This is a genomic window from Paenibacillus barengoltzii NBRC 101215 (assembly GCF_004000745.1).
GTDB lineage: Bacteria > Bacillota > Bacilli > Paenibacillales > Paenibacillaceae > Fontibacillus > Fontibacillus barengoltzii.
The window spans coordinates 12,350-37,284 of sequence record NZ_BILV01000015.1 but is presented as its reverse complement, the minus strand read 5'-3'; the positions used below and the strand labels follow the sequence as shown (position 1 = coordinate 37,284).

The 24,935-nt window shown below is 47.6% G+C and carries 23 protein-coding genes and 1 pseudogene; 2 read left to right on the top strand and 22 right to left on the bottom strand.

Annotated elements, in window-relative coordinates; all coding sequences use genetic code 11:
* Window positions 1-104 precede the first annotated feature (104 nt).
* Complete coding sequence (locus PBA01S_RS06590) at window positions 105-1,598, top strand: peptide MFS transporter (RefSeq protein ID WP_085278907.1); 1,494 nt, start codon at window positions 105-107, stop codon at window positions 1,596-1,598.
* A gap of 148 nt (window positions 1,599-1,746) precedes the next feature.
* On the opposite strand, the gene PBA01S_RS06585 is transcribed toward PBA01S_RS06590, so the two are convergent.
* The 11 genes and pseudogenes from PBA01S_RS06585 to PBA01S_RS23315 form a co-directional block, all read right to left on the bottom strand.
* A complete protein-coding gene (locus tag PBA01S_RS06585) occupies window positions 1,747-2,142 on the bottom strand; it encodes a VOC family protein (RefSeq protein WP_085278908.1) in 396 nt (131 codons plus the stop codon).
* Between the two features lie 157 nt (window positions 2,143-2,299).
* Window positions 2,300-3,205 (bottom strand): hypothetical protein, encoded by a 906-nt coding sequence (locus PBA01S_RS06580; RefSeq protein ID WP_127575592.1) that lies wholly within the window; start codon window positions 3,203-3,205, stop codon window positions 2,300-2,302.
* Window positions 3,202-3,753, bottom strand: a complete 552-nt coding sequence (locus PBA01S_RS06575; protein ID WP_127575591.1) for a GNAT family N-acetyltransferase — start codon at window positions 3,751-3,753, stop codon at window positions 3,202-3,204. The genes PBA01S_RS06580 and PBA01S_RS06575 overlap by 4 nt, the downstream gene beginning before the upstream one ends.
* A gap of 137 nt (window positions 3,754-3,890) precedes the next feature.
* The gene (locus PBA01S_RS06570; protein WP_085278911.1) at window positions 3,891-4,661 is read right to left on the bottom strand and encodes an MgtC/SapB family protein; all 771 of its coding nucleotides are present in this window, start codon (window positions 4,659-4,661) and stop codon (window positions 3,891-3,893) included.
* A 35-nt stretch (window positions 4,662-4,696) separates the two neighbouring features.
* The gene (locus PBA01S_RS06565; RefSeq protein ID WP_255315301.1) at window positions 4,697-5,470 is read right to left on the bottom strand and encodes an endonuclease/exonuclease/phosphatase family protein; all 774 of its coding nucleotides are present in this window, start codon (window positions 5,468-5,470) and stop codon (window positions 4,697-4,699) included.
* Between the two features lie 49 nt (window positions 5,471-5,519).
* Window positions 5,520-7,235 carry an ABC transporter permease gene (locus tag PBA01S_RS06560; protein WP_127575589.1) on the bottom strand — a complete coding sequence of 572 codons (1,716 nt, stop codon included), beginning with the start codon at window positions 7,233-7,235 and terminating at the stop codon, window positions 5,520-5,522.
* Window positions 7,232-8,251 carry an ABC transporter ATP-binding protein gene (locus tag PBA01S_RS06555; RefSeq protein ID WP_127575588.1) on the bottom strand — a complete coding sequence of 340 codons (1,020 nt, stop codon included), beginning with the start codon at window positions 8,249-8,251 and terminating at the stop codon, window positions 7,232-7,234. Before PBA01S_RS06555 ends, PBA01S_RS06560 begins: the two co-directional genes overlap by 4 nt.
* Window positions 8,252-8,335: 84 nt before the next feature.
* Window positions 8,336-9,376, bottom strand: a complete 1,041-nt coding sequence (locus PBA01S_RS23075; RefSeq protein ID WP_174844468.1) for an extracellular solute-binding protein — start codon at window positions 9,374-9,376, stop codon at window positions 8,336-8,338.
* Window positions 9,374-10,369: pseudogene (locus PBA01S_RS23070) on the bottom strand (GntR family transcriptional regulator); the annotation flags it as partial. The pseudogene PBA01S_RS23070 and the gene PBA01S_RS23075, both read right to left, overlap by 3 nt.
* A gap of 277 nt (window positions 10,370-10,646) precedes the next feature.
* The gene (locus tag PBA01S_RS06545; protein WP_127575586.1) at window positions 10,647-11,957 is read right to left on the bottom strand and encodes an MFS transporter; all 1,311 of its coding nucleotides are present in this window, start codon (window positions 11,955-11,957) and stop codon (window positions 10,647-10,649) included.
* A gap of 243 nt (window positions 11,958-12,200) precedes the next feature.
* On the bottom strand, window positions 12,201-12,503 hold the full coding sequence (locus PBA01S_RS23315) for a CPBP family intramembrane glutamic endopeptidase (RefSeq protein ID WP_085170839.1): 303 nt from the start codon (window positions 12,501-12,503) through the stop codon (window positions 12,201-12,203).
* Here PBA01S_RS23315 and PBA01S_RS23310 point away from each other — a divergent pair.
* A complete protein-coding gene (locus tag PBA01S_RS23310) occupies window positions 12,502-12,657 on the top strand; it encodes a response regulator transcription factor (RefSeq protein WP_084628839.1) in 156 nt (51 codons plus the stop codon). The two genes, PBA01S_RS23315 and PBA01S_RS23310, sit on opposite strands and share 2 nt — an antisense overlap.
* Window positions 12,658-12,793: 136 nt before the next feature.
* Here PBA01S_RS23310 and PBA01S_RS06530 read toward each other — a convergent pair whose 3' ends face one another.
* The 11 genes from PBA01S_RS06530 to PBA01S_RS06480 all read right to left on the bottom strand — a co-directional run bounded on the left by PBA01S_RS06530 (window position 12,794) and on the right by PBA01S_RS06480 (window position 24,653).
* Window positions 12,794-13,546, bottom strand: coding sequence for an SDR family oxidoreductase (locus PBA01S_RS06530; protein ID WP_085278917.1), 753 nt, complete (start codon window positions 13,544-13,546; stop codon window positions 12,794-12,796).
* Between the two features lie 134 nt (window positions 13,547-13,680).
* Window positions 13,681-14,133, bottom strand: coding sequence for a helix-turn-helix domain-containing protein (locus tag PBA01S_RS06525; RefSeq protein ID WP_127575585.1), 453 nt, complete (start codon window positions 14,131-14,133; stop codon window positions 13,681-13,683).
* A gap of 134 nt (window positions 14,134-14,267) precedes the next feature.
* A complete protein-coding gene (locus tag PBA01S_RS06520; protein WP_127575584.1) occupies window positions 14,268-15,497 on the bottom strand; it encodes an MFS transporter in 1,230 nt (409 codons plus the stop codon).
* A 16-nt stretch (window positions 15,498-15,513) separates the two neighbouring features.
* Window positions 15,514-16,389, bottom strand: a complete 876-nt coding sequence (locus PBA01S_RS06515; protein ID WP_016314518.1) for an NAD(P)-dependent oxidoreductase — start codon at window positions 16,387-16,389, stop codon at window positions 15,514-15,516.
* 117 nt (window positions 16,390-16,506) lie between these two features.
* Window positions 16,507-17,211 (bottom strand): TetR/AcrR family transcriptional regulator, encoded by a 705-nt coding sequence (locus PBA01S_RS06510; RefSeq protein ID WP_255315299.1) that lies wholly within the window; start codon window positions 17,209-17,211, stop codon window positions 16,507-16,509.
* Between the two features lie 46 nt (window positions 17,212-17,257).
* Window positions 17,258-19,384, bottom strand: coding sequence for a methyl-accepting chemotaxis protein (locus tag PBA01S_RS06505; protein ID WP_164744101.1), 2,127 nt, complete (start codon window positions 19,382-19,384; stop codon window positions 17,258-17,260).
* A gap of 591 nt (window positions 19,385-19,975) precedes the next feature.
* On the bottom strand, window positions 19,976-20,557 hold the full coding sequence (locus PBA01S_RS06500) for a DinB family protein (protein ID WP_085170848.1): 582 nt from the start codon (window positions 20,555-20,557) through the stop codon (window positions 19,976-19,978).
* A gap of 67 nt (window positions 20,558-20,624) precedes the next feature.
* Complete coding sequence (locus tag PBA01S_RS06495; protein WP_028538398.1) at window positions 20,625-21,572, bottom strand: helix-turn-helix transcriptional regulator; 948 nt, start codon at window positions 21,570-21,572, stop codon at window positions 20,625-20,627.
* Between the two features lie 55 nt (window positions 21,573-21,627).
* On the bottom strand, window positions 21,628-22,194 hold the full coding sequence (locus tag PBA01S_RS06490) for a delta-aminolevulinic acid dehydratase (RefSeq protein WP_085278924.1): 567 nt from the start codon (window positions 22,192-22,194) through the stop codon (window positions 21,628-21,630).
* A 151-nt stretch (window positions 22,195-22,345) separates the two neighbouring features.
* Complete coding sequence (locus tag PBA01S_RS06485) at window positions 22,346-23,020, bottom strand: stalk domain-containing protein (RefSeq protein ID WP_085170849.1); 675 nt, start codon at window positions 23,018-23,020, stop codon at window positions 22,346-22,348.
* Between the two features lie 118 nt (window positions 23,021-23,138).
* A complete protein-coding gene (locus PBA01S_RS06480; RefSeq protein ID WP_164744100.1) occupies window positions 23,139-24,653 on the bottom strand; it encodes a GGDEF domain-containing protein in 1,515 nt (504 codons plus the stop codon).
* Window positions 24,654-24,935: the final 282 nt, after the last annotated feature.

Genomic DNA, 24,935 nt, shown 5'->3' with positions numbered 1-24,935 from the left:
AGGTCTGCCATCTTATGATATACTATATTTTCCGTATCCAGTTGAAAATGGCTGATTCGGGGTATTCTTATATAGTGATTGCCGCTTAGGGAGGAAATGACAGCATGACGGATTTAAACAAACAGCAAGTTGTGGAGAGTGTTCCGCAACGAGGATTTTTTGGACATCCCAAGGGATTGTTCACTTTGTTCTTCACAGAGTTTTGGGAGCGATTTTCCTATTATGGCATGAAGGCCATTCTAACCTACTACATGTATTACGAATTAAGTCGAGGCGGACTTGGCATGGAGGAGAGCGTGGCCCTTGCCATTATGTCCATCTACGGCTCCCTGGTGTACATGTCCGGTATTATTGGCGGTTGGTTCGCAGATCGGATCTTCGGGGAGTCGAGAGCCATATTTTACGGCGGCATCCTCATTATGCTGGGACACATCGCCTTGGCGATCCCGGGAAGCGTCCCGTTGTTCTTTGTATCCATGGTGCTTATCGTCTTGGGGACAGGCCTACTGAAGCCTAACGTATCGAGTGTGGTCGGGGAGCTTTACAGTGAACATGACCCGCGCCGGGATGCAGGATTTAGCATCTTCTATATGGGGATCAACCTGGGGGCGTTTATCGCTCCGCTGATCGTAGGCACCGTCGGTCTGGATTACAATTTCCACCTAGGCTTCGGCATTGCCGCCGTGGGGATGTTCCTGGGGCTTGCTATTTTTGCCTTCACGCGTAAAAAAAATCTCGGCCTCGCCGGCACGATCGTACCTAGCCGGCTTTCACCGGCGGAACGCAAGAAAGTATTCCTGCAAATCGGCCTCGGTGTATTGCTTCTTGCGGTGATTGTCGCTATTACCATCCCGCTGGGTTGGCTAACCTTCGAATCGTTTATCGTGATCGTTGGCATCCTGGGGCTCTTGATCCCTACTGCCTATTTTGTAGTCATGTACCGCAGTCCACGCACAAGCAAGGTGGAGCGCTCCAGATTGATCGCGTATATTCCGCTGTTTATTGCGGCGATCATGTTCTGGGCGATTCAAGAACAAGGCTCGACTATCCTGGCGAACTATGCTGATAAGCGGACGCAGTTGGATTATGCCGGATTTCATATTTCACCGGCTTGGTTCCAATCCTTAAACCCTTTATTTATTATTACACTGGCCCCGGTCTTTGCCTGGTTCTGGCTCAAGTTGGGCAAGCGGCAACCTTCGATTCCGAAGAAATTCGCGTTGGGCTTATTGTTCGCCGGCTTATCTTTCCTGGTGATTCTGTTGCCGGCTTACTTTGGCGGCGAGGACTCCTTGGTGAATCCGTTATGGCTCGTGCTGAGTTATTTCATCGTGGTGCTGGGAGAATTGTGCTTGTCTCCAGTAGGGCTGTCGGCGACCACCAAATTGGCTCCTTCTGCCTTCTCTTCTCAGACCATGAGCTTATGGTTCTTGGCCAGTGCGGCGGCCCAAGCGATTAATGCGCAAGTGGTGAAATTCTATTCGCCGGCCACCGAAATGGCGTACTTCGGGGTCATTGGAGGAATCGCGATTGTCCTCGGCATCCTTCTCCTCGCCCTCTCTTCGAAAATTCAGGGGTTTATGAAGGGAATCCATTAACTCAGGGATTGGAGTTATAGGAGGAACATAAATGCATCCAAATCGCTTGGAGGAGCATTTGGCAAGGATGGCTTAATCGGAACTTCCTGAGGACATGATCATCCCCACACGGGAAGCAACATCTGCCATGTGGGGATGAAGGGGAGGTTTAAAGCAACTGGGCGATTTCCCATACGTAACCGTCCGGGTCGGCAAAACAAGCTGTCCGTCGCCCCCAGGGACGTGTGATCGGACCATTGAGCAATTTTACACCCTGCTGTTCGAGTTGAGTAGAAACCCGGTCAACGTCCGACACTTGGATCGTCAACAGAAATCGCGCCCCCTCTCCTGTCCGAGCCACCTGAGCCGGCTCAATCAATTCAGAGGCATTCTGTTGGTTTAAGAGATTGATGCAGGTGTTACCATAATCAAATACCACACAATCCGCGTCTTCATAATGAATCGCCAGCTGAAACGCCTCTTGATAAAACGTCTTCGACCGCTGTAAATCTGCTACAAACAAGGTGATTTCGGTAATTGGGTTCACCCCTCCCGATGTCTCCATGTTCCTCAGCTCCTCACGACTAGTATTCCTGCTACTCCTCTATTTAGACGTAATTCAACTGCATAACTCATCGGTCATTGGAGACGAGAAGGAGATAGGAGTTCGTCTTTTACGAAAAGAAGTTCTCCGACATTGATTTCATTTACCACCATCAGATTTAGACCGAGAGGGGGATAGGGACTATGTGATTGAGCGGCCGGCTCGCCTCCTGCATGAGCTCAACCTTCTCTTTCTCCCGCAGGTCTTGGATTCGAATTTGCTCGGAAGCTTTCGCATACTCCTCCCATACGAGAACGCTGTCCGCTTCTTCCCATACGGTCATATACTCGTTCTCGACTAAATGGTAGAGACGGCTTTTCTTGATCAAATTATAGGTGAAAAAGTCGTTGGCCGTAATCCGATGGTCGTCTTCATCCCGGTTATGCATGTAAGGTCCGGTCACGATATGTAGATCTACTTTATACGTATCGCTAAACAAAGGTTTCTTCGTAAACCGTACCTCGCACACCTGCTCCACAGGGCGATTTGCCTCTCGGCAAGCCTTGGCGATCGCGCTAAACACTTTGCAGTAATTATCGATCACGCGTTCGTTTTCACCGTATACCAATGGGAACCCGTCCATCCAGGGAGGGGAGATCAAAATTTTCAGGACAGCCCCTTGCTTGATGGCCTGCGACAAGCTGGGAGAAATTTTACTCGTCAGGATCAAGCGGTAGCCGGACACCCAGACTTCCCTGTCGCATGATTTCAACAGATGCTCCAACAGCTGCTGCTTATTAAAATGAAGATCATTGATGCCGAACTCGTGAATCCCTTCGAGGAGCTTGTCGTTTTCAAGGTTTTTATATTTCACATAAATATCCGAGACGAGTTGGAAGATCGAAGCGAGCAGCGAAGTAGCGCAAGCCAGCGCCAACTCCGGGACGAAGCGGCTCTCTCGCAGCGGTGAAACATAGATGAGGATGGACCCCGCCACGCTGACAGCTAACATAATAACGACATACACATTGTTGTGAAGCTTGTACGCCTGGAGCTTCTGCCAAATGGATCGTCTGCTATTCACGATGTTGGTCCCTCCTGTAGAGCCTTGCGATAATAGACTGTGTCCAGGCCCGGCCCCCGTCCATCTTGAATACGTTGGACTTCCCGCATCCCGATTTTATGCAAGACTCGAAGGTGGCTGTGATTCGTTGACCAAGTCCTCGTCATGATCGGTCGCTTCTTCTGCTGTGCGATGACTTCCAGCTCTCCATACAGGCGCGTTGTCATTCCCTGACCGCGATAGGCCTCATCTACAATGACGGTCGTTACATAGATCGTCTCCACGCGCTCGTCCGCATGTTCAAACACATAATGAGGGCGAAATGACATAAATCCGATCACTTGCTCTCGATCCAGTACCAGCAAGAACGCTTGCTCCTTTAATTCGTCAAAGTATCGCTTGGGTAAAGCGGTTGCCGCTGCACCAGCGGTCAGATCGGACTGATAAGTATGCTCACGTGCGGATAAGGGCGGGATGAATTCATGATCGTAACGGCATAGCAAGTCCCATACCCCTTCCAGGAGAGCGGGGTCCGTCAGCGTTTCATCATATCGGTATTGGATCGGCAAAGCGGGTTCACTCCTCTAGAGGTCCTAAGATGTATTTATCTATTATACTGCATCCTTTGTGAACTTTGGCGATTAATCATCGATTGAAAATAGTAAAATAGAGCTACCCCAAGAGAGATAGCTCTAAACTTTCAGGCTTACAGCGTTCTGGTGCCGGATATACTGGAATGCGCCGGATGTGACCTTAGCGCCTCAGCCGTTTCAAAGGAATGGATGCAATCCAAAGTCAGCAGCTTATCGAAGACTCGAAGCAGATCCTTGGAGCGCGGTTTATGCAGCTTGATTCGCAGCGTTCGCACGCTTTCACCTTCATCTTCCTGATCATCGTTCGGAGCCTCTAGAGACATATTCACAATGAGCAGTCCCTCCTGCTCGAACAACTCCGCAACCTTAGCGACGCCGCCCTCCTTATTCAGGATCCGAACGGTGACTTCATTTCGACTGCGTTTGTTGTGGAAGCTCTTCTCAAACTTATTGAGCAGCACCAGTATAATAATAACCAGTACCGTCACAAGCACCGCGCCAAAGAAGAACCCTGCCCCTACGCATAATCCAATCGCTGCCACCACCCAAATGGAGGCCGCCGTCGTTAAGCCTGAAATACTGGAGCCGTTGCGAATAATCGCGCCCGCCCCCAGGAAGCCGATACCGGATACCACTTGAGCCGCCAACCGCGCCGGGTCCATCCGGACGTTATATTCGTTCGAAAAGTCGCCAAACCCATAGATGGACAGCAGCATAATCACCGTGGACCCTACACAGACGAGAATATGCGTACGGAATCCGGCGGCATGGTTATGCCATTCCCGTTCCAAGCCAATCAAGCCGCCCAACAGAAGCGAAATTACGATTCGCAGCGATAAGTCCACATAGGAAATGTTCCACAAACCCGCGTCAATCAGTTTCATTGCATAGACATCCCCTTATCTACTCGTCATGGTCACTACACGGGTGACACCTCGGCGATCACGGGATAATGATCCGAAGGATATCGACCTCCATACAGCTCTCGATCCACCGTAACGTTCTGAATCTGCAAGTCAGGGGATACAAAGATATAATCAATCGGCTCTCCCGATTCTCCGCCTAAAAAGTTATGAAACGTCGCTCCCACTTCCTTATTTTCCAGGTGCAGAACGGAATAGGCATTTCGATATCCTTCCTGCTCCAGTCCTTGAATCACAGCGTTTGCCGGTTCAACGTTAAAATCGCCCGTTAACACAACCGGAAGCCCCGTATGCGCACGAAATTGCTTCATCCGTTCTCGAATTAACTCCATGCCTTTCTGTTGTGCTTCTTCGCTGATATGATCTAAATGCGTATTAAACGCAGCAATTTCTGCGCCCGCTTGCGACTTAAACGTCACCCAAGTGCACATGCGCGTGTTTGAAGTATTCCAGCTCTTCGTCCCAAGCTGTTCCGGAGTTTCCGACAAGCTGAAATGCCCCACACTCCCTGCACTCCACTTGCTCTTTTTATATAAAATGGCCGTATATTCGCCTTGCTTCCCGCCTTCTCGCCCTTCTCCGATCCAAGCGTATTCCGGGAGTAATGACTCCAAATCCGTAAGCATATTATGCAAACCTTCTTGAATGCCAATGAGGTCTGGATCGTGACGTTTGATCACTTCAGCAACCGCGCTGACACGAAATGGCCAGGCATTGTCCCCGTCGGATGGTTCATTGTATCTTAAGTTAAATGTCATAATTTTCGCCATCATTGAGTTCCTCCACTTCTGGAAACATCCACATAGATTCTAGTGATACTTAATTATCTTTATTACTTCTACCGTAAACAAAGTACATCGTAATTCCCGACATAATCATCAACACGACGGAATAAACCAGTGACATTGCACGGGCCGCAACCCCTGCTTCTGCGTCTGTACTGCTCTTGATCACAAGCCCCAGCGTCTGATACACAGGATGATATAAGAATACAGTTAAATCGTAATCATCCAGTATTTTAATAAAGTTAAGCGCCAGTACGGCAAGGGTGGACGGCAAAATGATTGGCAGCAGAACCTTTCTAAAGGTGTAGAACGATTTGGCTCCCAGGTTCTTGGAAGCATCCTCCAGGTTGCTGTCCAAGCTGAAGAAAGACGCTTTGACCATTCGCATGGTAAACGGGATATGAATAATGATATAACCAATCAATAGCATCCAAAGCGTCCCCGTAAGCACCGTATTCCCCGTCACTAAACGCGGAACATTATAAGTAACCACCAAGCCGATCGCAATCAGCGTGGATGGCAGAACCCACGGAATCAGCAAGGAGTATTCCAGAGCTGCTGCCAGTTTACTATTCTTGTATCTGTGCAAGATTCGAGATGCAAACAAAGCCAGGGCCACAACCGAGAAGGACGCTGCCGCAGCATACAGAATACTTACCAAGTAAGGCTTGAATGCACTCATCGTGGTAAACAAGCGGCCGTAGTTCTCCAAGGTGAATCTGTCTAAGCTGAGCGTCGCTGTCGCAATACTCTGTGAATCTGTAAAGGAGAAAATCACGATCAGCGTTACAGGAATCAAGTAAATAACAAACAAGATATATCCAATCATATGCGTGATCACATTCGCGAACTTGTTGTTAATCTTCTGCTTCACCAAGACGGATTTGACTTTGGAAACAGACATATAGTTACCTTGTTTCTCAAAGCGGATCATGATCGACAGCAAAATGATCGTAGCCAGACCAAGCACAAGGGCGAGCAGAGCAGCCAGATCCTTGGAAGTGGAGCTCTTCGAGAACGTCAAGATCATGGGCGTAATCGTTTGAAACTCCGTCCCCCCCAGAATCAACGGGGCCGACATCGCCCCAAGACCCGTCAAGAAGGTTAAGATCGTCAAAGCAAAGATCGTGGGTTTCAACACCGGAAGGACGACCCGCCATAAAATATAAAAAGTCGACGCTCCCATGCTTCTTGCGGCTTCAATCGTTTGGAAATCCACTTTGCGAATCGCGTTTCCCAAAAACAAGATGTGATTGGAGGTACACGCAAATGTCATTACAAAGAGTACGGCCCAGTATCCGTGGAACCAATCGGTATTAAAGGAGGGGAAAATGCTGGCTAACACGCGCGTAATAAAGCCATTTTCACCATATGCAAACTTGTAACTAGATGCTACGACCACACCGTGATACAGCAAGGTTGTAAAGAAACCCAGCTTTAAAATGTTCGCACCCTTGATTTTAAAGTACTCTGTGAGCAGGACTAACGTAATTCCTACGATATTTACCGTAAACACTAGAGATACGGCTAACACAAAGCTGTTGGACAAGCTGGACATGGCACGTTTCGATGACAAGAGCTTGTTGACGGCATCCAGCGAGAAGCTCCCATTCTTGAAGAAAATCTCATAATATATGTTTAGGTTCGGGTAAATGAGAAAAGCGATAATGAACCAGGCCAGCAGGACGTACAGCAGCAGCTGCCCATAATTCAGGGAGGCAAATTTGTTCTTTAGGGTCTGTGCGTTCAATTCGCTCCCTCCGTCCGATCATATTGCATGATATCCGCTGGTCTAATATACACATCCGCTTCGGTCCCGACCTCAAGCCCTACAGCCCCATTTTCCTTCTCAATGGTCTTCAACAGACTGCCGCCGGGCATTTCTAATACATACTTGCTAAATAGTCCGTAAAACTCCCGATCCACAACCTTGGCCTTCAGGCGGATCACCTCACTGTCGGGCAACGGAGTTAAGTTTACTTTTTCATTGCGAATATAGGCGATCTTACCGGCTTGAACCACATTTTTTAATGGACTGTTGGCCGAATCGATCTGATTAATGTCACCGATGAAATTACATACAAACTCCGTTTTCGAAGAATTGTAGATTTCATATGGTGTCCCCACTTGTTCAAGGTTACCGTTGTTAAATACCGCAATACGATCAGATAATGTTAAGGCTTCTTCTTGGTCGTGCGTGACATAGATGGTCGTGATCCCAAACTGCTTCTGCAATTCCTTCAATTCATTTCTGAGCTGGACGCGCAGCTTCGCATCCAGATTCGACAACGGCTCATCCAAGGCCAAAATCGACGGCTTTAATACGAGTGCTCTGGCAATCGCTACACGCTGCTGCTGCCCGCCCGACAAATCCGAGACTCGCTTGTGCAACTGTTCTTCCTTTAGGTCGACCTTACGAGCAATGTCTCGGACCTCCTGATCGATTTCGGCCTTTGATGCTTTCTTGACGCGCTTACCGAATGCAATATTTTCGTACACCGTCATCGTCGGAAATAACGCATAACTTTGGAACACCATACCGATTCCGCGTTTTTCAATCGGAGCATGTGTAATCTCTTTGTCGTTTAGTAGAATTCTGCCGCCAGATGGGGTGATGAAACCGGCAAGACTTCGAAGAATGGTAGTTTTACCACAGCCTGAAGGGCCTAAAAAGGTGAAAAATTCCCCCTCGTTGATTTTCAGATTAAAGTTCTTAATGGCATGGAAATCTCCAAAATGAATTTGTATATCCTGAAATGTGATCATCACGTTCACCTTTTCTATTTAGGTTGTTGTAAGAAAGAACTGCATAGCCTGAACTAGCGCTATGCAGTTCCCCATCCATGCTGTTTAGTTCATGATTTGCAATTCAATTTTCTCTGCCCAGGCATCCAGATGTTCTGCAATGAAGCCCCAATCCAACGGCTGCGCCTTCAACTCGGCAAACATAGCTTTAGCTGAATCCGGAGCTTGTTCGGCTGCTTCTGCGATAACGGGCATTGCATTAAATTCCTTCGCAAAGGCTCCTTGCATTTCAGCGCTGCCAAACCACTCCACAAACCGTTCTGCCGTATCCTGCTTCTTCGTGCCATTAACAATGGCGATATGTTCGACAACCATAGGGACACCAATTTCAGGAATGACATAACCTGTTTTGACGCCGTATTCTTGTTCTCGCTTGGCGCGTTCGCCGGATACGATCGTTCCGATGGGAACTTTTCCGCTGGCCATATTCGCATACAGCTCCTCGCCTTCAATGACCGGAAGCCCATTATCGTAGAGTTGCTTTAACGCGTCCCAACCTGCATCAGAAATGCCCAGGTCTCCATTGGCGTCTTGATGGGGCGACAAAATCCCTGCGACAACCAGACGCATGGTAGCTCTATCAAGTCGGGTAGGCGCTTCATATTTCCCTTTAAACGCTTCGTTGGTATATAAGTCAGTCCAATCTTTCGGAGCCGTCTCCGGGGTATACATGTCCGCATTATAGCCAATCAGAATCGCTTGTTTTACGAGGCCATGATAGTAGCCTTCCAGATCGTTTAGGCCCTCGTCAACTTGCGAAGCCCACTGCGGGACGTATTTCGTTAAAACTTCCTCTTTCTTCAGATTTTCATAAAAAATATTATTTAAGCCGAATACCACGTCAGCAATCGGGTTATTCTTCTCTGCAATCAAGCGATTGGTTAAATCCGCACCGCCTGCACCCACGATTTCAATATCAAATCCCGCTTTTTTCGCTTGCTCCGTCCACCACTCACCGCGGCCGTCCGAATTTGAATTGGTATATACGATCAATTTCTCATTTTTGACCTGGCTCCCCGAATTTTCGCCGGATTCCGCCGAGTTTCCGCCGGCATTTCCACTATTATTACTTCCGCAGGCCGTGATGGGTGTTAATGCTGAAAGATAAGTATTCGAAAATCCAACGATAGACAGCTTCTCCGGGACGGATATGTTCATATGAAGTGCAGAAAACAAAGTAGAAATGGCGACTTGGTCGTCCGCACACATGATCGCCGTCATTTGCGGATTGCTTCTAATAAATTCCCCTTGTTCGGCATCATACTCATGAAAGCGGCCCGGTTCACAGCGTTCCGTTCTAAAATGAATATATTCGCTCTTCACCGGAATCCCATGATCAAGCAAAGCTTGAATGTACCCCTGATATCTTTCCTCTCGACTTGTGATGTTCTCAAAAATGTTAGACGAATACCCAATGTCCCGATGACCCTTCGCAATCAAATACTGTGCCATTTCATAGGAGCCTTGAAAATGGTCGTGATAGACGCAATCAAACGGAATCTCACGAAAAATCCGGTCGATGATCACACTTGGAATTTGTTCCGTTTTTAATCGAAGCACTTGATCACTGCAGGTTCGACTTCCCCAAGGAAATAAGATGATTCCGCTGATCCCTGCAGCCACAAGCTCCCGTAAGCATCGGTCTTGGTCGTCTTGGTCGCTGCTAATTTTTAAAATGAGCTCAAACTGATGTTTGCGTAACTCGTGCTCAACAGCCGAAATGATTCTGGATGTATAGTCGGACATATGCGGAATGATCAGTGCAACTTGTTTGCTTGCCTTCTTTTCGGGTAACCGTTGTACAGGTTCCTGTAATAGCTCACGACGTCTTTCATGTCGATCACCGGAAAGGAACGTTCCTCTTCTCGGCAAGCGGTAGACGATGCCTTGTTCGGCGAGTTGTTCCAAGGCCAATTTACTCGTCATTCGGCTGACGCCAAACAACTTGGCCAGTTCACCCTCAGAGGGTACAGGATCATGCGCTTGAAGCCCCCGGGTCTCGATGATTTCCAATACCTTCTCCGCGACTTGCAAATACAGCTGTTGTTTCTCTCTTTTGGAAGTGCTTTCAGAACTCATGTCCGGACATTCCTTTATTATTTTTTAGTTGGTAAACCGCGCGTGCTCTACCAATCCGTTAGCTTAAGCTGACATAACCATACAATATGTCACTGACACATTCAATGATATTGAGATAAGGAATTTCGCATGAAATTATTGCCATTACGCTTTATTGAAATATGCTAGGATTGAAGATTTAAAGTCATTGACATATTTCAAGTCAAAAAGAAGACCCTGCACGAGACACCATGATTTCAGTGTCCCTTGCAGGGTACCCGCTAACGTCAGATCCTCTTTATTTTTGCTGTATAGGTGTACTTCGCAGCTCAGGAGTTCCGTTCTCCGGCTCTTCCCTTTCATAACTGGTATCATAATAAGTTTTCATATTCCGCAATACCGGGAACAGATACATCCAGAGTACAGCCACAACCAGTGTCCCGATTCCCCCAATAACGGTGGCAACCACGGCACCAAACCAATTGGCCATCGTGCCGGATTCGAATTCACCGAGTTGGTTCGATGTGCCGATAAACAGCATGTTGACCGCATTGACACGCCCTTGCATTTCACGCGGCGTATTTAGCTGAACCAGCGTAGAACGAATGACGACACTGACCACATCTGAGGCGCCGATTAGGAACAGGGCGACCAGAGATAATACGAGATTTTTAGAGACGGCGAACAGCACGGTAGACAAGCCAAAAATCGCCAGCGAGATAAACAAATACTTGCTGATCGAATTTTGGATTGAATAACGGGTCATAACCAGCGACATCAGCAATGCGCCAACTGCCGGAGCTGTCCGGAGCAGCCCGAGTCCCCATGACCCCGTATGCAGGACATCTTCAGCGAAGATAGGCAATAGTGCCGTAGCCCCGCCGAGCAAGACAGCGAACAAATCCAGTGAAATCGTGCCTAGAATAACTTTGCGCTGGAAGACAAAGCGCAGACCGTTCAGCAGCGAATCCATACTGATGGTTTCCAACTTCCGTACGGCACGCTTGACTTGGATGGAAAGAATCAAAAAGGCCGAAATCAACAAAGCCGCAATGGATGTGGTGTACACGACCGATGGACCGAAGGTCAGCAACAATCCGCCAAGGGCGGGGCCGATGATCGAGGCCGTTTGCCCTGCCGAGGCCGACCAAGCTGCAGCTTGAGGGAGCTCTTCCTTGTCTACGAGATCCGGCACCATCGCCGAGTTTGTCGGGTTCTCAAAAGACCTCGAGGCTCCAAGAATCGCAGCGGCTATTAGAATATGATGACCCTGAATCCAGCCGCCTAGCGTTAACACAAGCAACAGCGCCACCACAGCGCATTCTACAAGCTGGCAAATAAAGATGATTTTGCGGCGTTCAAATCGATCCGCCACTTGACCGGCGATTAAGGTAAGCAGCAGCATCGGAATAAATTCAGCCAGACCCACCAGCCCTAACTTAAAGGCATCATGGGTTAATATATACATTTGCCAGCTGATGGCAACGGTAAGCATCTGAAAGGACGTCGTTGTAAAGATCCGTGCAAACCATAACCGGCGATAAGAGCGGTTTGTTCGGAGAACGTTGGGTCTTGATGCGGTGATGATAAACCCCTCCTGTTGTATCATTTTGTCCCGTCTAGTGTAGCACACACATCTCTACTGCGTAAGCCATCTTGTGTAAGAATTGCAGGAGGGGATACAGCCGGTTCAACAGAACGGCATGGTCCCGATTAAGGGTTTCAAACGAATGAGAATTGCTGTCTCAACCCAAGGATCCGATCAGTTGACGCAGAATGCTCGGCCACCAAGAACGAGCGGGTATATTCGTGTACAGGGATCTTCAAGATTGACGCCTCCTGTCGCTGCTAATTAGAAGAAGAGCCCATTAGCAATATAAAAGTAAGCCAGCAGGTTGGCTGCAAAGTGGGCAAGCCAGGAGACCCAGACATTTCGGGTTTGATAGTATATGATCCCAAATACAAGACTATCTAAGAACACCGATATCAAATCGATCGACACGATTTGCACAGATCCCTGAGACACATGCATGAGCGCAAATATCATGGAGGTTAGAGGGATCGCAAAATAAGGTTTAACATACCAGTTGAGTCTTTCTTGCAGCAACCCTCTGAATAAAAAATACGGCTGAGTAAACTCGGTATACCTCGGGATTTTAAATTACTTATCAAAGGGCCTAACCTATAAAGAAATTGCAACCCAAATGCATTACTCAGAGGGAACTGTGAAAAATTATGTTTCCATCGTCTATTCCAAGATGAATGTCAAGAACCGCATGCAGGCGGTAAATAAATATCAAGAAGTGTAACGACAAACAAAACAGATTGCACAAAAATAAAGCCCCCGAGAAGATTCGGGGGCCGTATTAAATTATACCACCAAGATCAGCCCAAAACGTTACCTCCGACGCGCCCTGCTCCCCCTCTTCATTTTGAATCTGTCTATTACCACGGAAGCGGACCAAACTCGTTGGAGAACGTGCCCGTTGGGCCATTCTCGTCCAGGAGCGCCAGACGCACCGGTTCACGTGCGGCCTGTTCAACGGTTCGCGTCCCCGCGTAGTTATTAAAATCCGTTCCGGTGAAGCCCGGGCACGCCGCATTCACCTTGATGCCGGACGACTCAAGTTCGATGGCAAAGGCAAGGGTTATCGCATTAAGAGCCGCTTTGGACGGGCTGTAAGATGCGGTGAACACCGAGCGATGCGGAAAATTCGGATCGGAGTTCATCGTTAATGACCCGGATTCGCTCGATACGTTAACAATGCGGCCTGCCGGCGCTTCACGGAGGAGCGGCAGCATCGCTTGGGTAACAGCGATCACGCCAAACACATTCGTCTCGAATACGGCGCGCACTTCATCGAGCTTGGCAACACTCGGAAGGCTATCCTTCACCACCTCCTCGAGCGATCTGCCCGGCTTACCGGCATGGGAGATACCCGCATTATTGACAAGTACATCGAGTCGACCAAATTCGTTCCGAATACGTTCTGCCGCAGCGTTGATAGTGTCCTGGTTCGTAACGTCAAGCTCGATGGCATGTGCGCTCTCCCCAATGCTCTTCGCTGCAGTTACCCCATTCTCAAGATTGCGTGACCCGACGAGTACAGTAAATCCGTGCGCTGCAAGGTCTTTGGCGATTTGAAGTCCAATGCCTTTATTTGCCCCCGTGACCAAGGCAACCGGTTTATTATGCATAACGACTCTCTCCTTTTTTTATGGATTGATGAAACAAACTTCCCTAATCGATTAGGTTGATATGTCAACCAATGAAAGTCTATCTCCAGCAACTTCCCGTTCCCCATCCCAAGATTGAGCTGCGTCTTTTTATGTTAATCTTGCTTGTATCGTTCCTTAAGAATACCCGACCCGATTCCGGAGACAATCATCAGCACCAGTGGGCCAAAATTCCATAGGAATTTGCCGCCAAGCAGGTCAATATCCAGCGAGAATACTTTGTTCAGAATGAGGACGCCGATCTTAATAAGTAGCAGAACAAGAGCTGCCAAAAATAGAACATCAAAGAAAAATTTTAGTTTCGGATGAGCCAACTGTTTACTTTCTTTGATCACCTTTTTTGTCAGCTCCTCATCACTTTTTAATAACTCATCAAGACTAATATCAAACAAGTCGCTTATCCTCAAAAGGGTTTCAATGCTCGGATAATTCAGCCCTTTCTCCCATTTGGAGACTGACTGGCGGCTGACAAACAACTTCTCGGCTAATTCGTCTTGAGTCCAGCCCTTTTTCATTCGCTCCGCTTTTAACTTCTCACTAAAGATCATCACAACACAGCCTTCCTGAAATTGATAAGCTCATTTTAAGTGATGCCATCTCTAATGTAAAAGAACGGATTGGTTACATCCCAGCGCAACCTCAGGTTGCAAGCGTGATATTAAGCTAGACACGGCCTCTACGTCTATCCGCGCGAACGGCGCTCCGCCTTAAATGCGTAAGTCTTGCCTCTCCATACCGTAAACCAGATGATCAGTCCAAGAAGTGCAACGGCCCAAGCAAAAGATCCCGCCCCGGTGGAATCCAACAACAGTCCGCCAACGACGCCCCCTCCAGCAACGGCCAGGTTAAAGACGGTCACCAGCATCGATTGTGCCACATCCGCTCCCTCGCCTGCCGCATCCGCGATAGCCGTCTGCAGCAATGTGGGTGCACCTCCGAAGGTCAATCCCCAAATCGAAACACACAGATAGGTGATCGCATGGATTTCGCTAACCAGCCCAAGTGCGATGGAACCCAATACGAACAAAGCCAAGCTGATCAGTGTCAGGAAACGAAGCCGGACGTCTATAAATTGACCTGTGATCCAAATCCCAACGATGGATGAGCAGCCAAAGATCAGCAGAATGAGGTCCAGACGATTCGCAAGCCCGATGTGAGCCATAAATGGCGCGATGTAGGTATAGAGGATGTTGTGAGCCAAAATCCATACAAAAACGACGAATAGTACCGAGCGAACCCCAGGAATTAGGAAAACTTCGGGGATAGGCTGCCGTTGATCATGTCTTTGGCCTGGATAATCCGGCACTGCGGCAAGGATCCACACGATGAGAGCCAGCGCAAGGATGGAGATCATTCCAAAGATCCCCCGCCAATCAAGCAAAGTGCCAAGCCAGGTGCCCAGCGGTACACCTAGAGATAAGGCAATAGGCTGACCCACGCCCACAATCGCGAGTGCACGCCCCTGCAGATGATATGGCACCATTCTTCTCGCATAACCGGCTAGCAGTCCCCAGGTCAATGCTGCCGCCATACCTGCAACGAATCGAGCACCCAAGGTCAAGTAATAGTTGGTAGACAACGCGGTTACCGTGTTAAAAAGAAACAAGCCGCCGACTGCCAACAATAATACATGTTTCCTGCGCCATCCACGCGTTGCAGCGATCAGCGGAATGGCCGCCACCACCGAGCCAAAGGCATATAGCGATACAAGCTGGCCCGCCATCGCTTCGGAGATGCCAAAATCCTTGGAGATTTGCGGCAGCAACCCTGCCGGCATCGTCTCTGTTAATATGGCGATAAAACCAGCCATGGTGAACGCCAGAAGTCGCCAAACGGGAAGTCCAACTGATGCAGGTGCATCCTGAAAGTGAATGCCTGTTGGTGTAGATTCAATATTTTTAACTTTATTCATAGCGTTATCGTTCTTCTCACACCAATCCGGAAGCAGCCATATCTTTGTCCTGATGCCCCGCTTCGAGCGCCCGCCGGAATCTTTGCAGCCCGGCAGCGGCAACTTCTGCAGTGAGATCCGCCTGCTCCACTGCTTCCATCACCAGTTGGGCGTCTTTGAGCGCATTCGCCACCGAGAAGCTGACAGGATAATCATTCGCAAGGATTAAAGCCGCTTTAGACTGAAAAAATGCACTATCCATTGGTCCGCCCTTCACCACATCCACCACCAACGCGGGATCAACGCCCAGCCCCTTGGCGATAGCTAAGCTCTCCGCAACACCATGTGTCAGTGCGAACGCCCAGCTATTTAATGCAAGCTTGAGCCGGCTGGCCGCTCCAATCTTCTCCGACACCCACACGGTCCGTTTGCCAATTGCATCAAACACGGGTTGCACGGTATCTCGATCTTGAGTTGGCCCGGACGCCATGATAACAAGTTGGCCCTGTTCCGCCGGTTGACGAGTGCCCTGGATGGGGGCATCAAACAGTCTGAGTCCATGTTGCTCCGCGAAGCTCGCCAATTCTTCGATCGCTTGGATGCCAACTGTACTCATCTGAATCCAGATCGCTCCCTGGGATAAACCGGAGGCTGCACTTTTCATCACTTCCAGCACGGACGCCCCATCCTTCAGCAGCGTAAGAATTATATTCGCACCTTCCACTGCCTCCTGTGGCGAGTCAAAAACATCCAAACCGGATGCGGCAAGCGCCTCTGCTTTGGCACGTGTCCGATTCCACACACGCACAGAGAAGCCCTGCTTCTGCAGATTACGCGCAACGGGTGCCCCAATAATGCCGGTGCCAAGTACGGCGATCGTTTTTGGATTTGATTTCGTCTCTGCTGCTGTCATTCGAATAACCTCCTCTTTTTTGGAACGTTCATTACAATACTCTGCAAAAAAATTCCTGCAAGGTGTACTGCAGGTTTTTTTCAAGATAAATTTAGAGCGGTGCGATGTTAGCCATTATTAAAGTACCTGAAGAGTGACCTCCACAACATCGAGCAAAATTTGCCGCCGATCCTGCCCAAGATACCCTTTACTTAACACTCGCATCCCTTGAATTGCATTGAGGATAAAGCGAGACAGTGCGCGAACATCCTTGTCTGCAGCAATTTCTCCGCTCTCTTGGGCATATAACAAGGTCTCATAGATGGTTGATTCAAAGGATTTTAAATTTTGCGTCACAATGGCAGCCACTTCCGCATCATGGCTTGCAAGCTCAAGAGCTGCGCTGGCGGTCATGCACCCAAGCCCTTTATCATCGCTGAGTTCTTCATTCACCACTTCCATCAGCAAAGCTCTAACGCGCTCTTTAACTGAACCAGGTCCAGATAACACCGCAATTTTCTCTGCCTTCAACTCCTGGTATCGGCGCAGCGATTGCTCATACAGTTCATGCTTACTGCCAAAGGCATTGTAAATACTGCTTCGACCGAGTTCTGTGCCTTCGACTAAGTCTTGAATAGAGGTCGCTGCATAGCCGCGTTCCCAAAACACATGCATAGCAGCATCCACGATCTCGTCTGGATTAAACTCTTTGGGGCGCAAATGCTCACCTCCCTGCGTCATTTTGAAATGGTCATTACAAAATAGAACATAAATCTTTACCCTTTTTTTGTCAAGACTGATGTGCGTGAGATGAACCTGATTTGAAAAATAGCCGGTAAACATGGGAGTTGCATCGTTTACCGGCTTTTTTCAGCATAGCGAGGCCTTGTCAGACTGCAGTATCTTCTCGCGATATAAATTTACTTAAATCTTCTTGCAATTTCCGGGACATGTCCCTCAACTCCTCGGCAGAGCTTTGGATTTGCTCCATAGAGGCCAGTTGCTCTTCTGCAGCGGCCGCCATGTTCTCCGCTTCATCCGAAGTCTGATGAGAAATATCGGAGATCTCCGCAATAGAGGCAGTTACTTCCTCCATCTCGGCCGACATTTCTTCAGAGGTAGCAGATACTTCCTGAATCCGTTCGCTGACGAGCTTGACCTCATTCAGAATTCGATCGATGGCCGCTTGAGATCGTTCAATGGAATCCCTCCCCGCATTCGTCTCGGTCTGCATCGAATTCATGGCAGCTACGGTATCTCCAACAAGGGATCGTATAACATTTAACAGTTCCGAAATGGTCTCCCCGGATTTGGATGTTTCTTCAGCGAGCTTTCCAACCTCTTGTGCAACAACAGCAAAACCACGACCATGTTCCCCTGCGCGCGCCGCTTCGATATTGGCATTCAGCGCAAGCAGCTTGGTTTGATTCGCAATATCCATAATAACTTGAATGATTTGCTCGATCTGCGCGGAATGCTCATCGAGCTTAGTTACAATCTGGGAGGACTCCAGCTGCGTCTTCTTAATGCTTGTCATTTGATTTACGGTCTCCACCAACTGCTGATTCCCATGATCTGCGTGATCATTCGCTTTCATTGCGATCATGGCAACCTCGGATGCAGCCTCAGCAACCCGCTGAACACCAATCGCCATCTCATTCATGGTAGCCGACGTTTCTGCGGTCGTTCTCTTCTGTGACGTTGTCCCTTCCGACACTTCCTGTACCGCAACAGCCACCTGCTGCATCGCCATGGTAGATTCATTGGAGATTTCAGATAGTTTCAGGGAAGCCTGGAATGTGGTTGCCGCAATTTGCTGACTATTGCTCAGCACCCGATTCATCGATCTTTGCATTTCATTAAAGGCAATCCCGACAAGCTGCAGCTCATCCTTCGTAGGTAAGACAATATCCTGAGAGAAATCGCCCTGGGCCATGGCTTCGGCACGCTGTTTTAAAGTACGAACGGTTTCAATCACGCTTCGATAGAAGGATACATAGAATTGGAATACCAACAGCAGTACCACAGCTGTAATTAATAAGAAAATATTTCGCACCGTCGTAATATCATGGATACGTTCCTGAAGCTTATCGTCCAATTCGATTGCGGCCAACTCGAATAGCTCACCCGCTGATTTAATGGCCGTCGTTCCTTCCTCAAAGAACACATTAGCATCCATGCTCATCCCGTTAGGGTTTAAAATTTCTTCATCCAGCAAGCCGAGAAATTGCTGAAGGTTCTGTACAGTTTGTTCTCCCTTCTTAAGGAGTTCCTCATTCATGGTGTTGTTCAACTCGTAAATTTTGGCCAGCGACTTGTTCAGATTGTCGAGTTCGACCTCACTCATTGAAACTTCTACTTGCAACTGAACTGCCATATCATTCGACAGTTTTCTTGTGACGAGAACCCCATTTCCCTGTCCCCGGAAGACCGCTGCACTCTCAATTAATTGAGGTAGTTCCTCGACGGTCATTTTCATCAAGTAATAGGAGTTAATCTCATTATCCAGAGATAGGCTCGACTCATCCGCACTGAGAACGATCAGCTCTTTAGCCAAGGACACCAGATCAGAATGACGATCAAAACTCTCGGTTGCCTTTAAGCCTTCATAAGAGCTGAGCAGGACTTCCCATTCTTTTTTGAGAGAATTCCATTTTTCATAGGATTGGGGAAGACCATGCTCAAGAAAATGATGGTCCATTTCTTCAATCAATTGAGAGATCTCTTGTTGCTTCGCCTCAATTTGAGCCTTGGCTTCTTTATTTCCGTTCAGGTACCCGTTTACAAGTCCGCGATGCTCTTGAACCCTCAGGATGAAAGGCATCAAGTCTTCGACTTGCTCCAAGCCAATTCGCTCATTCTTCATCGTTTTCAAATCATTTTGCTGCGTTGAGATCCAGATAGCTAGAAGGATAGCAATCGGAATCAGAAATAACAAACTGATCAGCATGAATTTTTGTCCATATTTGAGCCTCGTAATGATTGAGGTAAATGGACTTAGAAATTTGTCTAGCATCTTACCACACACCCTTTGCATATATATGTATTTCCTTTGATGCCCTTGTGTGTTGCCAAGATATTCGACCTGAGATTTAGTAGAAAAACCACAATCTATCGATTGTGGACTGAGGTAAACGAACCGTAATCTTTATTCACGATATCCGATCTTGATGTGTAAACCTGCTAGCTCCTGCTCGAATCCGGTCATACTTGGCTTCATAATCTTGAAAATTAACAATAACCCGTTCAATCTGCACGGGTAATCTCGCTCTGATCATCCTGCTACATAAGTCCCCGCAACAAATTGGATCAGATCAAAGATGAATCCTTGAATTCCATACTCTTATATTTAAAGTATCGGCAAAATTTTCTCTATTGTGAATAGATGCACAAGTAAATCTAAAATTTCTCCTCGCTTATCTTCATGCAGACGCAAAAAAGTAACCAGCTTAATGGCAATCTTGAACATACGAACTCCTCCCAAGACCTTACAATACCTATGATACAGCTATCCGTACCGTTCACAAGAACATACTAAAGGCCATCCTTCATAGGATGGCCTCACGCTCGCTACCGTGATCATCATCAAGAAAACTCTCTGGTCAACCTACCCCTGCGCTTCCCTCCAAGCCTTGTCCAGACGCTGCTTCTGAAGCAAATGGTGGCGATAGTGCATTTCGATCAGGTGGAGCCATTCCAACGCATTTAATCCGCCGAATTGCGGATGGGAAACTGTATTTCGAGCGATCTCTTTACTCGATTCTGATCGGCCCTCGGTAATCGGATCGAACACCAATGCAATCTCAGGCTCGATCTCGCTCATCTTGCGTAATGTATCCTGCATTCCACCCACAAGCTGTTCTTTGCTTTCCGGTTGCGGCGGTGTGTATTGTGGGGACGGGGGAACTCGGACTCGATCTGGCGGAAAGCTCCCCATTGTGAACAGCTTCTCACCCAGCTGCGTCTTCCCCTCCCGTGAGACTTCCGTGCCGCCGCCCGGTTCAAGGCATAGTGCGGCATTCCTCAACTGCCACTGTGCAGAGCGGATTAAATGCATGTACATCTGTCCCAGTGACCATTCGTCCTCCGCCGGCTTCCATAGCAGTTGATCCAGACTTACACCATCCAATTCGCGTATATAAGTGGTGACGGTCTCCTCGAATTTACCCAATATTTCTTTCGTATCCATTACTGAACCCAACCCCTTCCTGTTCAAGTTAGATTCAGCATACCTAAACACTACTGACAACAGTTTGTCAGTAGTGTTCCAGCATTTTTTGGATTTCCTCTCGAACTTGGGCACGCAACGATTCTGGCTCCAGTACACGTACCGCCGCTCCCCATCCAAGCGTCCATGGAAGAAGGTCCTCCACCCGCCGAACGCGGAACGTCGCCAACCCGCCTTCCTCCCCCAGTTCGAACGACTCCATATAGAAATTGTCTGATTCCTGAACCCGGTCTGCAATGGCATGATCGACCCACATGCGGACGGTCACATTCCGATCGTCTACAGATCGGTGATCCTGAAAGCTAAAGCCCGGCACGATGTTGAACGACTCTTCCAGTACAACAAGCTCGCTCATACGAGACAGCCGAAAGTGCCTGATGTCTTGCCTCAGTTCGCAGAACGCAACAAGCATCCACACCCCTTGAGAAAAAACGAGCCCATAAGGATGCACCATCCTCACGCTATGACGATCTCCATCCGGATCCGGCCATTTTTTGGAGTAGCCAAACCGAACCTTCCGCTTCCGCAGAACCGCTTGGCGTAACTGTTCGAACGTCTCTTTTTCCTGCCCGCGCGTTTTCGTTCCATGTTCATTCAGCAGTCGAATTGTCGATCGAATCCGCTCGGTCTCCTCGAATACGTTCTCCGGCAAAATCGCCTCGATCTTCTCCTGCGCACTGCGCGCCTTCGCCCCGTACTCCGCGTCCAACCTCATGTTGACGAAATCCGCCCCGATAAGCAGCGCCACCGCTTCCTCCGATGTGAAGCTAACCGGAGGGAGAAAGTATCCATCCATTAAGGAGTAACCAACTCCCGGTGCCCCCGCCACCGGAACCCCCGCTTCGCTGAGCGCTTGGATGTCACGGTATATCGTGCGGACACTCGTCTCGAACTTGGCGGCCAAATCCTCGGCGCGCAGTACACCTTTACGCTGCAACTCAATCACGATGGCCAGCATTCGATCGGTTTTGTTCACATCATCCGCATCCTTTTTTTGAAACATCAAAATGACCTTTGTCTTTTATTCGCTTTCAATTACCTCGTTGCGTGTTTTCATACAACTGAAACATATCCATCTGCGCACCCAGAGCCTTAGCATTTTGGAAAGCCTCCCTGACGCTTTGTTTGTTCTGAATCAGATCGTAAAAGAACCTCAGGACAAACATGAGCGCATCATTTCCATCTGGATAGTCATTAGGTCCAATATAGAATTCGCATCCACTGTCGAGAAATGCTTGTGCCGTCTCAAATGCTCCAACTGAGCACCCGGTGCCGATGACCGTTTTCCCTGCCAGCTTGGCAAAGCGTCTGATCTCCTCCGGCCCAAAGTTCCCCTTAGGTTCCTCCGGTTCGTAGATGCTTTCTTCCAACTCTGGCATGATCAGTTGGCCTTCGTCGCCATGGAAGCTAAGAATGATCGTGTCCGTATTCGGATATAGATCCTTGCCGGATAGGATATCTATCAGATCGCTTGGTCTGCCGACCCAATAAGTAAACACTCTTGCACCAAAATACTCCAGCGTGGCTCGAATGGCTTGAACTTCCATATCGCAATCAGGCCCGCATACCAATGCGACGTTCATTTCAGGTTTACTCATCTTCTTCCCCTCAAATGGAGGTCCGTCTCCTCCTATCATTTCCCAATATTTTACCATCAGGTGAGATGCGGGGGCAATTTGGGTGAGCATGATAATATTAAGAGGCTCTCGATTTGCGAGAGCCTCTTGCTTTGCTTATGTGTTTATGTAATCAGCGATAATACGAAGTAGTCAACGGAACAAAGACAGCTCCTCCATTTTTCGCATTCCCATTAACATATAGGGAGTTGAAACCGCTAATATCAACCTCGATCGTCACAAGTCCATCTTCCGGTTTAATGACATCGACAGTTTTCAGTACCGTTGAACCTTCAGCATCTTTAATTTCAAACTTTTCAATGTTTTCCCCGATAGCTGCAATTTGAAGATAGAGCTTTTGATATTGCTTCTTGGGATACAGCATAAAGCTGCTGCTACGATCGCCGGAAGCAGAATTATAATATACCTCTTTGTAATCTTTGCCTTGATAAGTTGTATATTGAGGGTCTTTCGTATGGTACATATCATCGAAGCCTTTGGCAATGGATGTTCCTTCAACTTTTTCTCCTAAGTTGACAGTATTCGTTGCTGCATCGAAGCTGACCGCAACACCTAGAGCTTCTGATACCGCACGAACGGGCAAATAAGTTGTATTATCGTAAGAGATTGGAACGACTTGCTTACCATTTTGATTTGTAAGTTGCACAGCAGTTCCATTGACTACAATCTTGATATCATGGTTTAAGTACGCTTTAATTTCCTGGAGTTTCGAACCTGCGAATACGCCTGTTCCCATACTGGCCGCTAAAGACAGCGCAATTAGAATCGCAAAATATTTTTTCTTCAAGTGATAACTCCTCTCTATATTGAAATTATTAAAATTAATTCATTATACCAAGTATTTAAAATTGAAGGCAAGCAAGGAATTGCTAAATCATTTTGCGTCATTACGAGAGGCCCTAATGCTAGATATGATGCCGATTGAAGCACACTTGCTTCATGCAATATTGCTCTTTTACGGTTTTCTTGTCGTCATACATGCGTGTGTCACAAGTATGATAGAGTTGCTCATAATTCATGCCGTCTTCGCCCACAAAGGCAACTCCAATACTAGGAACAATCTCGATTTGGATTTGATCCTGTCTATACAAGTTATATTGGAAAGCGTTCCGAACCTTGTTAACTTGCTTAAGAAATAGATCCTCGGAATTGATTTCTTCAAAGAACATCACAAATTCATCGCCGCCTAAACGTGCGAATAGATGTGGTTTCGGCAAGTGTTCACGCCAAAATCTCGCCGTAAAAATCAGCACCTGATCGCCAATTTGATGACCATACGTATCATTGATTTCTTTAAAAAAGTTTAAATCACATATGATCATCGCACCGTCTGGTTTTCGATCCTGAGCTAACTTTCGCTTTACTTCGCCTTCGAAGTAGGCACGATTGTATACACCCGTGAGTACATCGTGATAAGCTAAGTACTCATTTAAGGTTCTGAGCTGAAACTCCTGTGTTACCTCGTGAATCATGCAATAATAATATGTTTCGCAGCCCAGATTCACCTTAGAAGCATCAATCAAAACGATGTTCTCGTTGCCATCTTCATTTAAATAATGGATCCGATAACCTTTGATGGTGAAGTTCTCATCTAAATGAGCAAACATTTGATCCCAAGCATCGGGATCATTTTGATAATTAAAATAATTTCTAAAATCCGTATGAAACCTCATTTGATAGTTCAACTTTCCAATGTCATTGACCTCTAACACTTGCTTATGTTTATCAAGAATCACCATCGGTGTCGCAGAAGATTCCATGAGGGAAGAATAACGTTTGGCAGCACTGGGGACTAGATTCAACTTTACGATGAAGCAAGCAATGAGCGTACAGGCCATAGCCGACAACCATAAACCTGGTGTTGCTGGTACAACAAACGGGAAGGAAACGACATGGATCCCCGAGAGAACTATACCGAAACACGCAATCGCCGCAAAACCAAAGCATACCTTAAAGAAGAGTTGATGTCCCGCAGACATTACATATTTGTAGCCCATACATAAAAGAGCTAACACAACGGTACACGATCCGATATTCGCCAAGGTAGAAAGGAGAGGCTGTGTCATGATGGTACTTCCTACATACCCCATACCTAGCATCAGAATAGAGAAGCCATAAAAGATACGAGGTAGCCCTGCCATATGGGAGGGTTGCATGGTTTGTATCATGTCATAGAGGATATGAACAATGAAGGCAAAGCTTAAGTAAAGGGCGATCACCCCAACATAAAGATGGATCGAGCGACTCCAATCCGTTGACACCATTAAGGCAATCAACTCGGCTGTAAAACCAACCGCACTGCATAAAATTCCTGCCGCTAGGAATCTTGCCGTTTTATAAGGGTACGACCTAACTAAGATGTAAGTAGCGAAAATCCATAAAAAAATACTAGGTACAAGCAGCGTTAATACATCACACATTACATTCTCTGTCCTCAATATCAACACCCTCTTAATACAGCAAAATGAAGGACACCCCTGCCAGGCATCCTTCACAGATACGATCTAAGTGATTCCTGTTTTCAACTGTGAATGAAGCCCTGACTCCCTCAACTGGATTAATTCTAATTTAGCATGGTTAATTCCCACATATACGAAATGTAAAGAAAACTTTAAGTAGAACGAACCCCCGATTTTTCAATTGTCTTTGCACCATAAAATCGTATAATGTATAAAACTGGATCTGAAGATCTTTATCGGAAT

What these genes read in the sequence shown, in the direction of transcription:
- PBA01S_RS06520 (WP_127575584.1), bottom strand. Translation starts at nt 15,497, where the DNA reads ATGAATAAAGTTAAAAATATTGAATCTACACCAACAGGCATTCACTTT.
- PBA01S_RS06545 (WP_127575586.1), bottom strand. Translation starts at nt 11,957, where the DNA reads ATGATACAACAGGAGGGGTTTATCATCACCGCATCAAGACCCAACGTT.
- PBA01S_RS06525 (WP_127575585.1), bottom strand. Translation starts at nt 14,133, where the DNA reads ATGATCTTTAGTGAGAAGTTAAAAGCGGAGCGAATGAAAAAGGGCTGG.
- PBA01S_RS06505 (WP_164744101.1), bottom strand. Translation starts at nt 19,384, where the DNA reads ATGCTAGACAAATTTCTAAGTCCATTTACCTCAATCATTACGAGGCTC.
- PBA01S_RS06515 (WP_016314518.1), bottom strand. Translation starts at nt 16,389, where the DNA reads ATGACAGCAGCAGAGACGAAATCAAATCCAAAAACGATCGCCGTACTT.
- PBA01S_RS06510 (WP_255315299.1), bottom strand. Translation starts at nt 17,211, where the DNA reads ATGTTTACCGGCTATTTTTCAAATCAGGTTCATCTCACGCACATCAGT.
- PBA01S_RS06530 (WP_085278917.1), bottom strand. Translation starts at nt 13,546, where the DNA reads ATGCATAATAAACCGGTTGCCTTGGTCACGGGGGCAAATAAAGGCATT.
- PBA01S_RS06590 (WP_085278907.1), top strand. Translation starts at nt 105, where the DNA reads ATGACGGATTTAAACAAACAGCAAGTTGTGGAGAGTGTTCCGCAACGA.
- PBA01S_RS06585 (WP_085278908.1), bottom strand. Translation starts at nt 2,142, where the DNA reads ATGGAGACATCGGGAGGGGTGAACCCAATTACCGAAATCACCTTGTTT.
- PBA01S_RS06555 (WP_127575588.1), bottom strand. Translation starts at nt 8,251, where the DNA reads ATGATCACATTTCAGGATATACAAATTCATTTTGGAGATTTCCATGCC.
- PBA01S_RS06480 (WP_164744100.1), bottom strand. Translation starts at nt 24,653, where the DNA reads ATGTGTGATGTATTAACGCTGCTTGTACCTAGTATTTTTTTATGGATT.
- PBA01S_RS06490 (WP_085278924.1), bottom strand. Translation starts at nt 22,194, where the DNA reads ATGAGTAAACCTGAAATGAACGTCGCATTGGTATGCGGGCCTGATTGC.
- PBA01S_RS06565 (WP_255315301.1), bottom strand. Translation starts at nt 5,470, where the DNA reads ATGGCGAAAATTATGACATTTAACTTAAGATACAATGAACCATCCGAC.
- PBA01S_RS06500 (WP_085170848.1), bottom strand. Translation starts at nt 20,557, where the DNA reads ATGGATACGAAAGAAATATTGGGTAAATTCGAGGAGACCGTCACCACT.
- PBA01S_RS06570 (WP_085278911.1), bottom strand. Translation starts at nt 4,661, where the DNA reads ATGAAACTGATTGACGCGGGTTTGTGGAACATTTCCTATGTGGACTTA.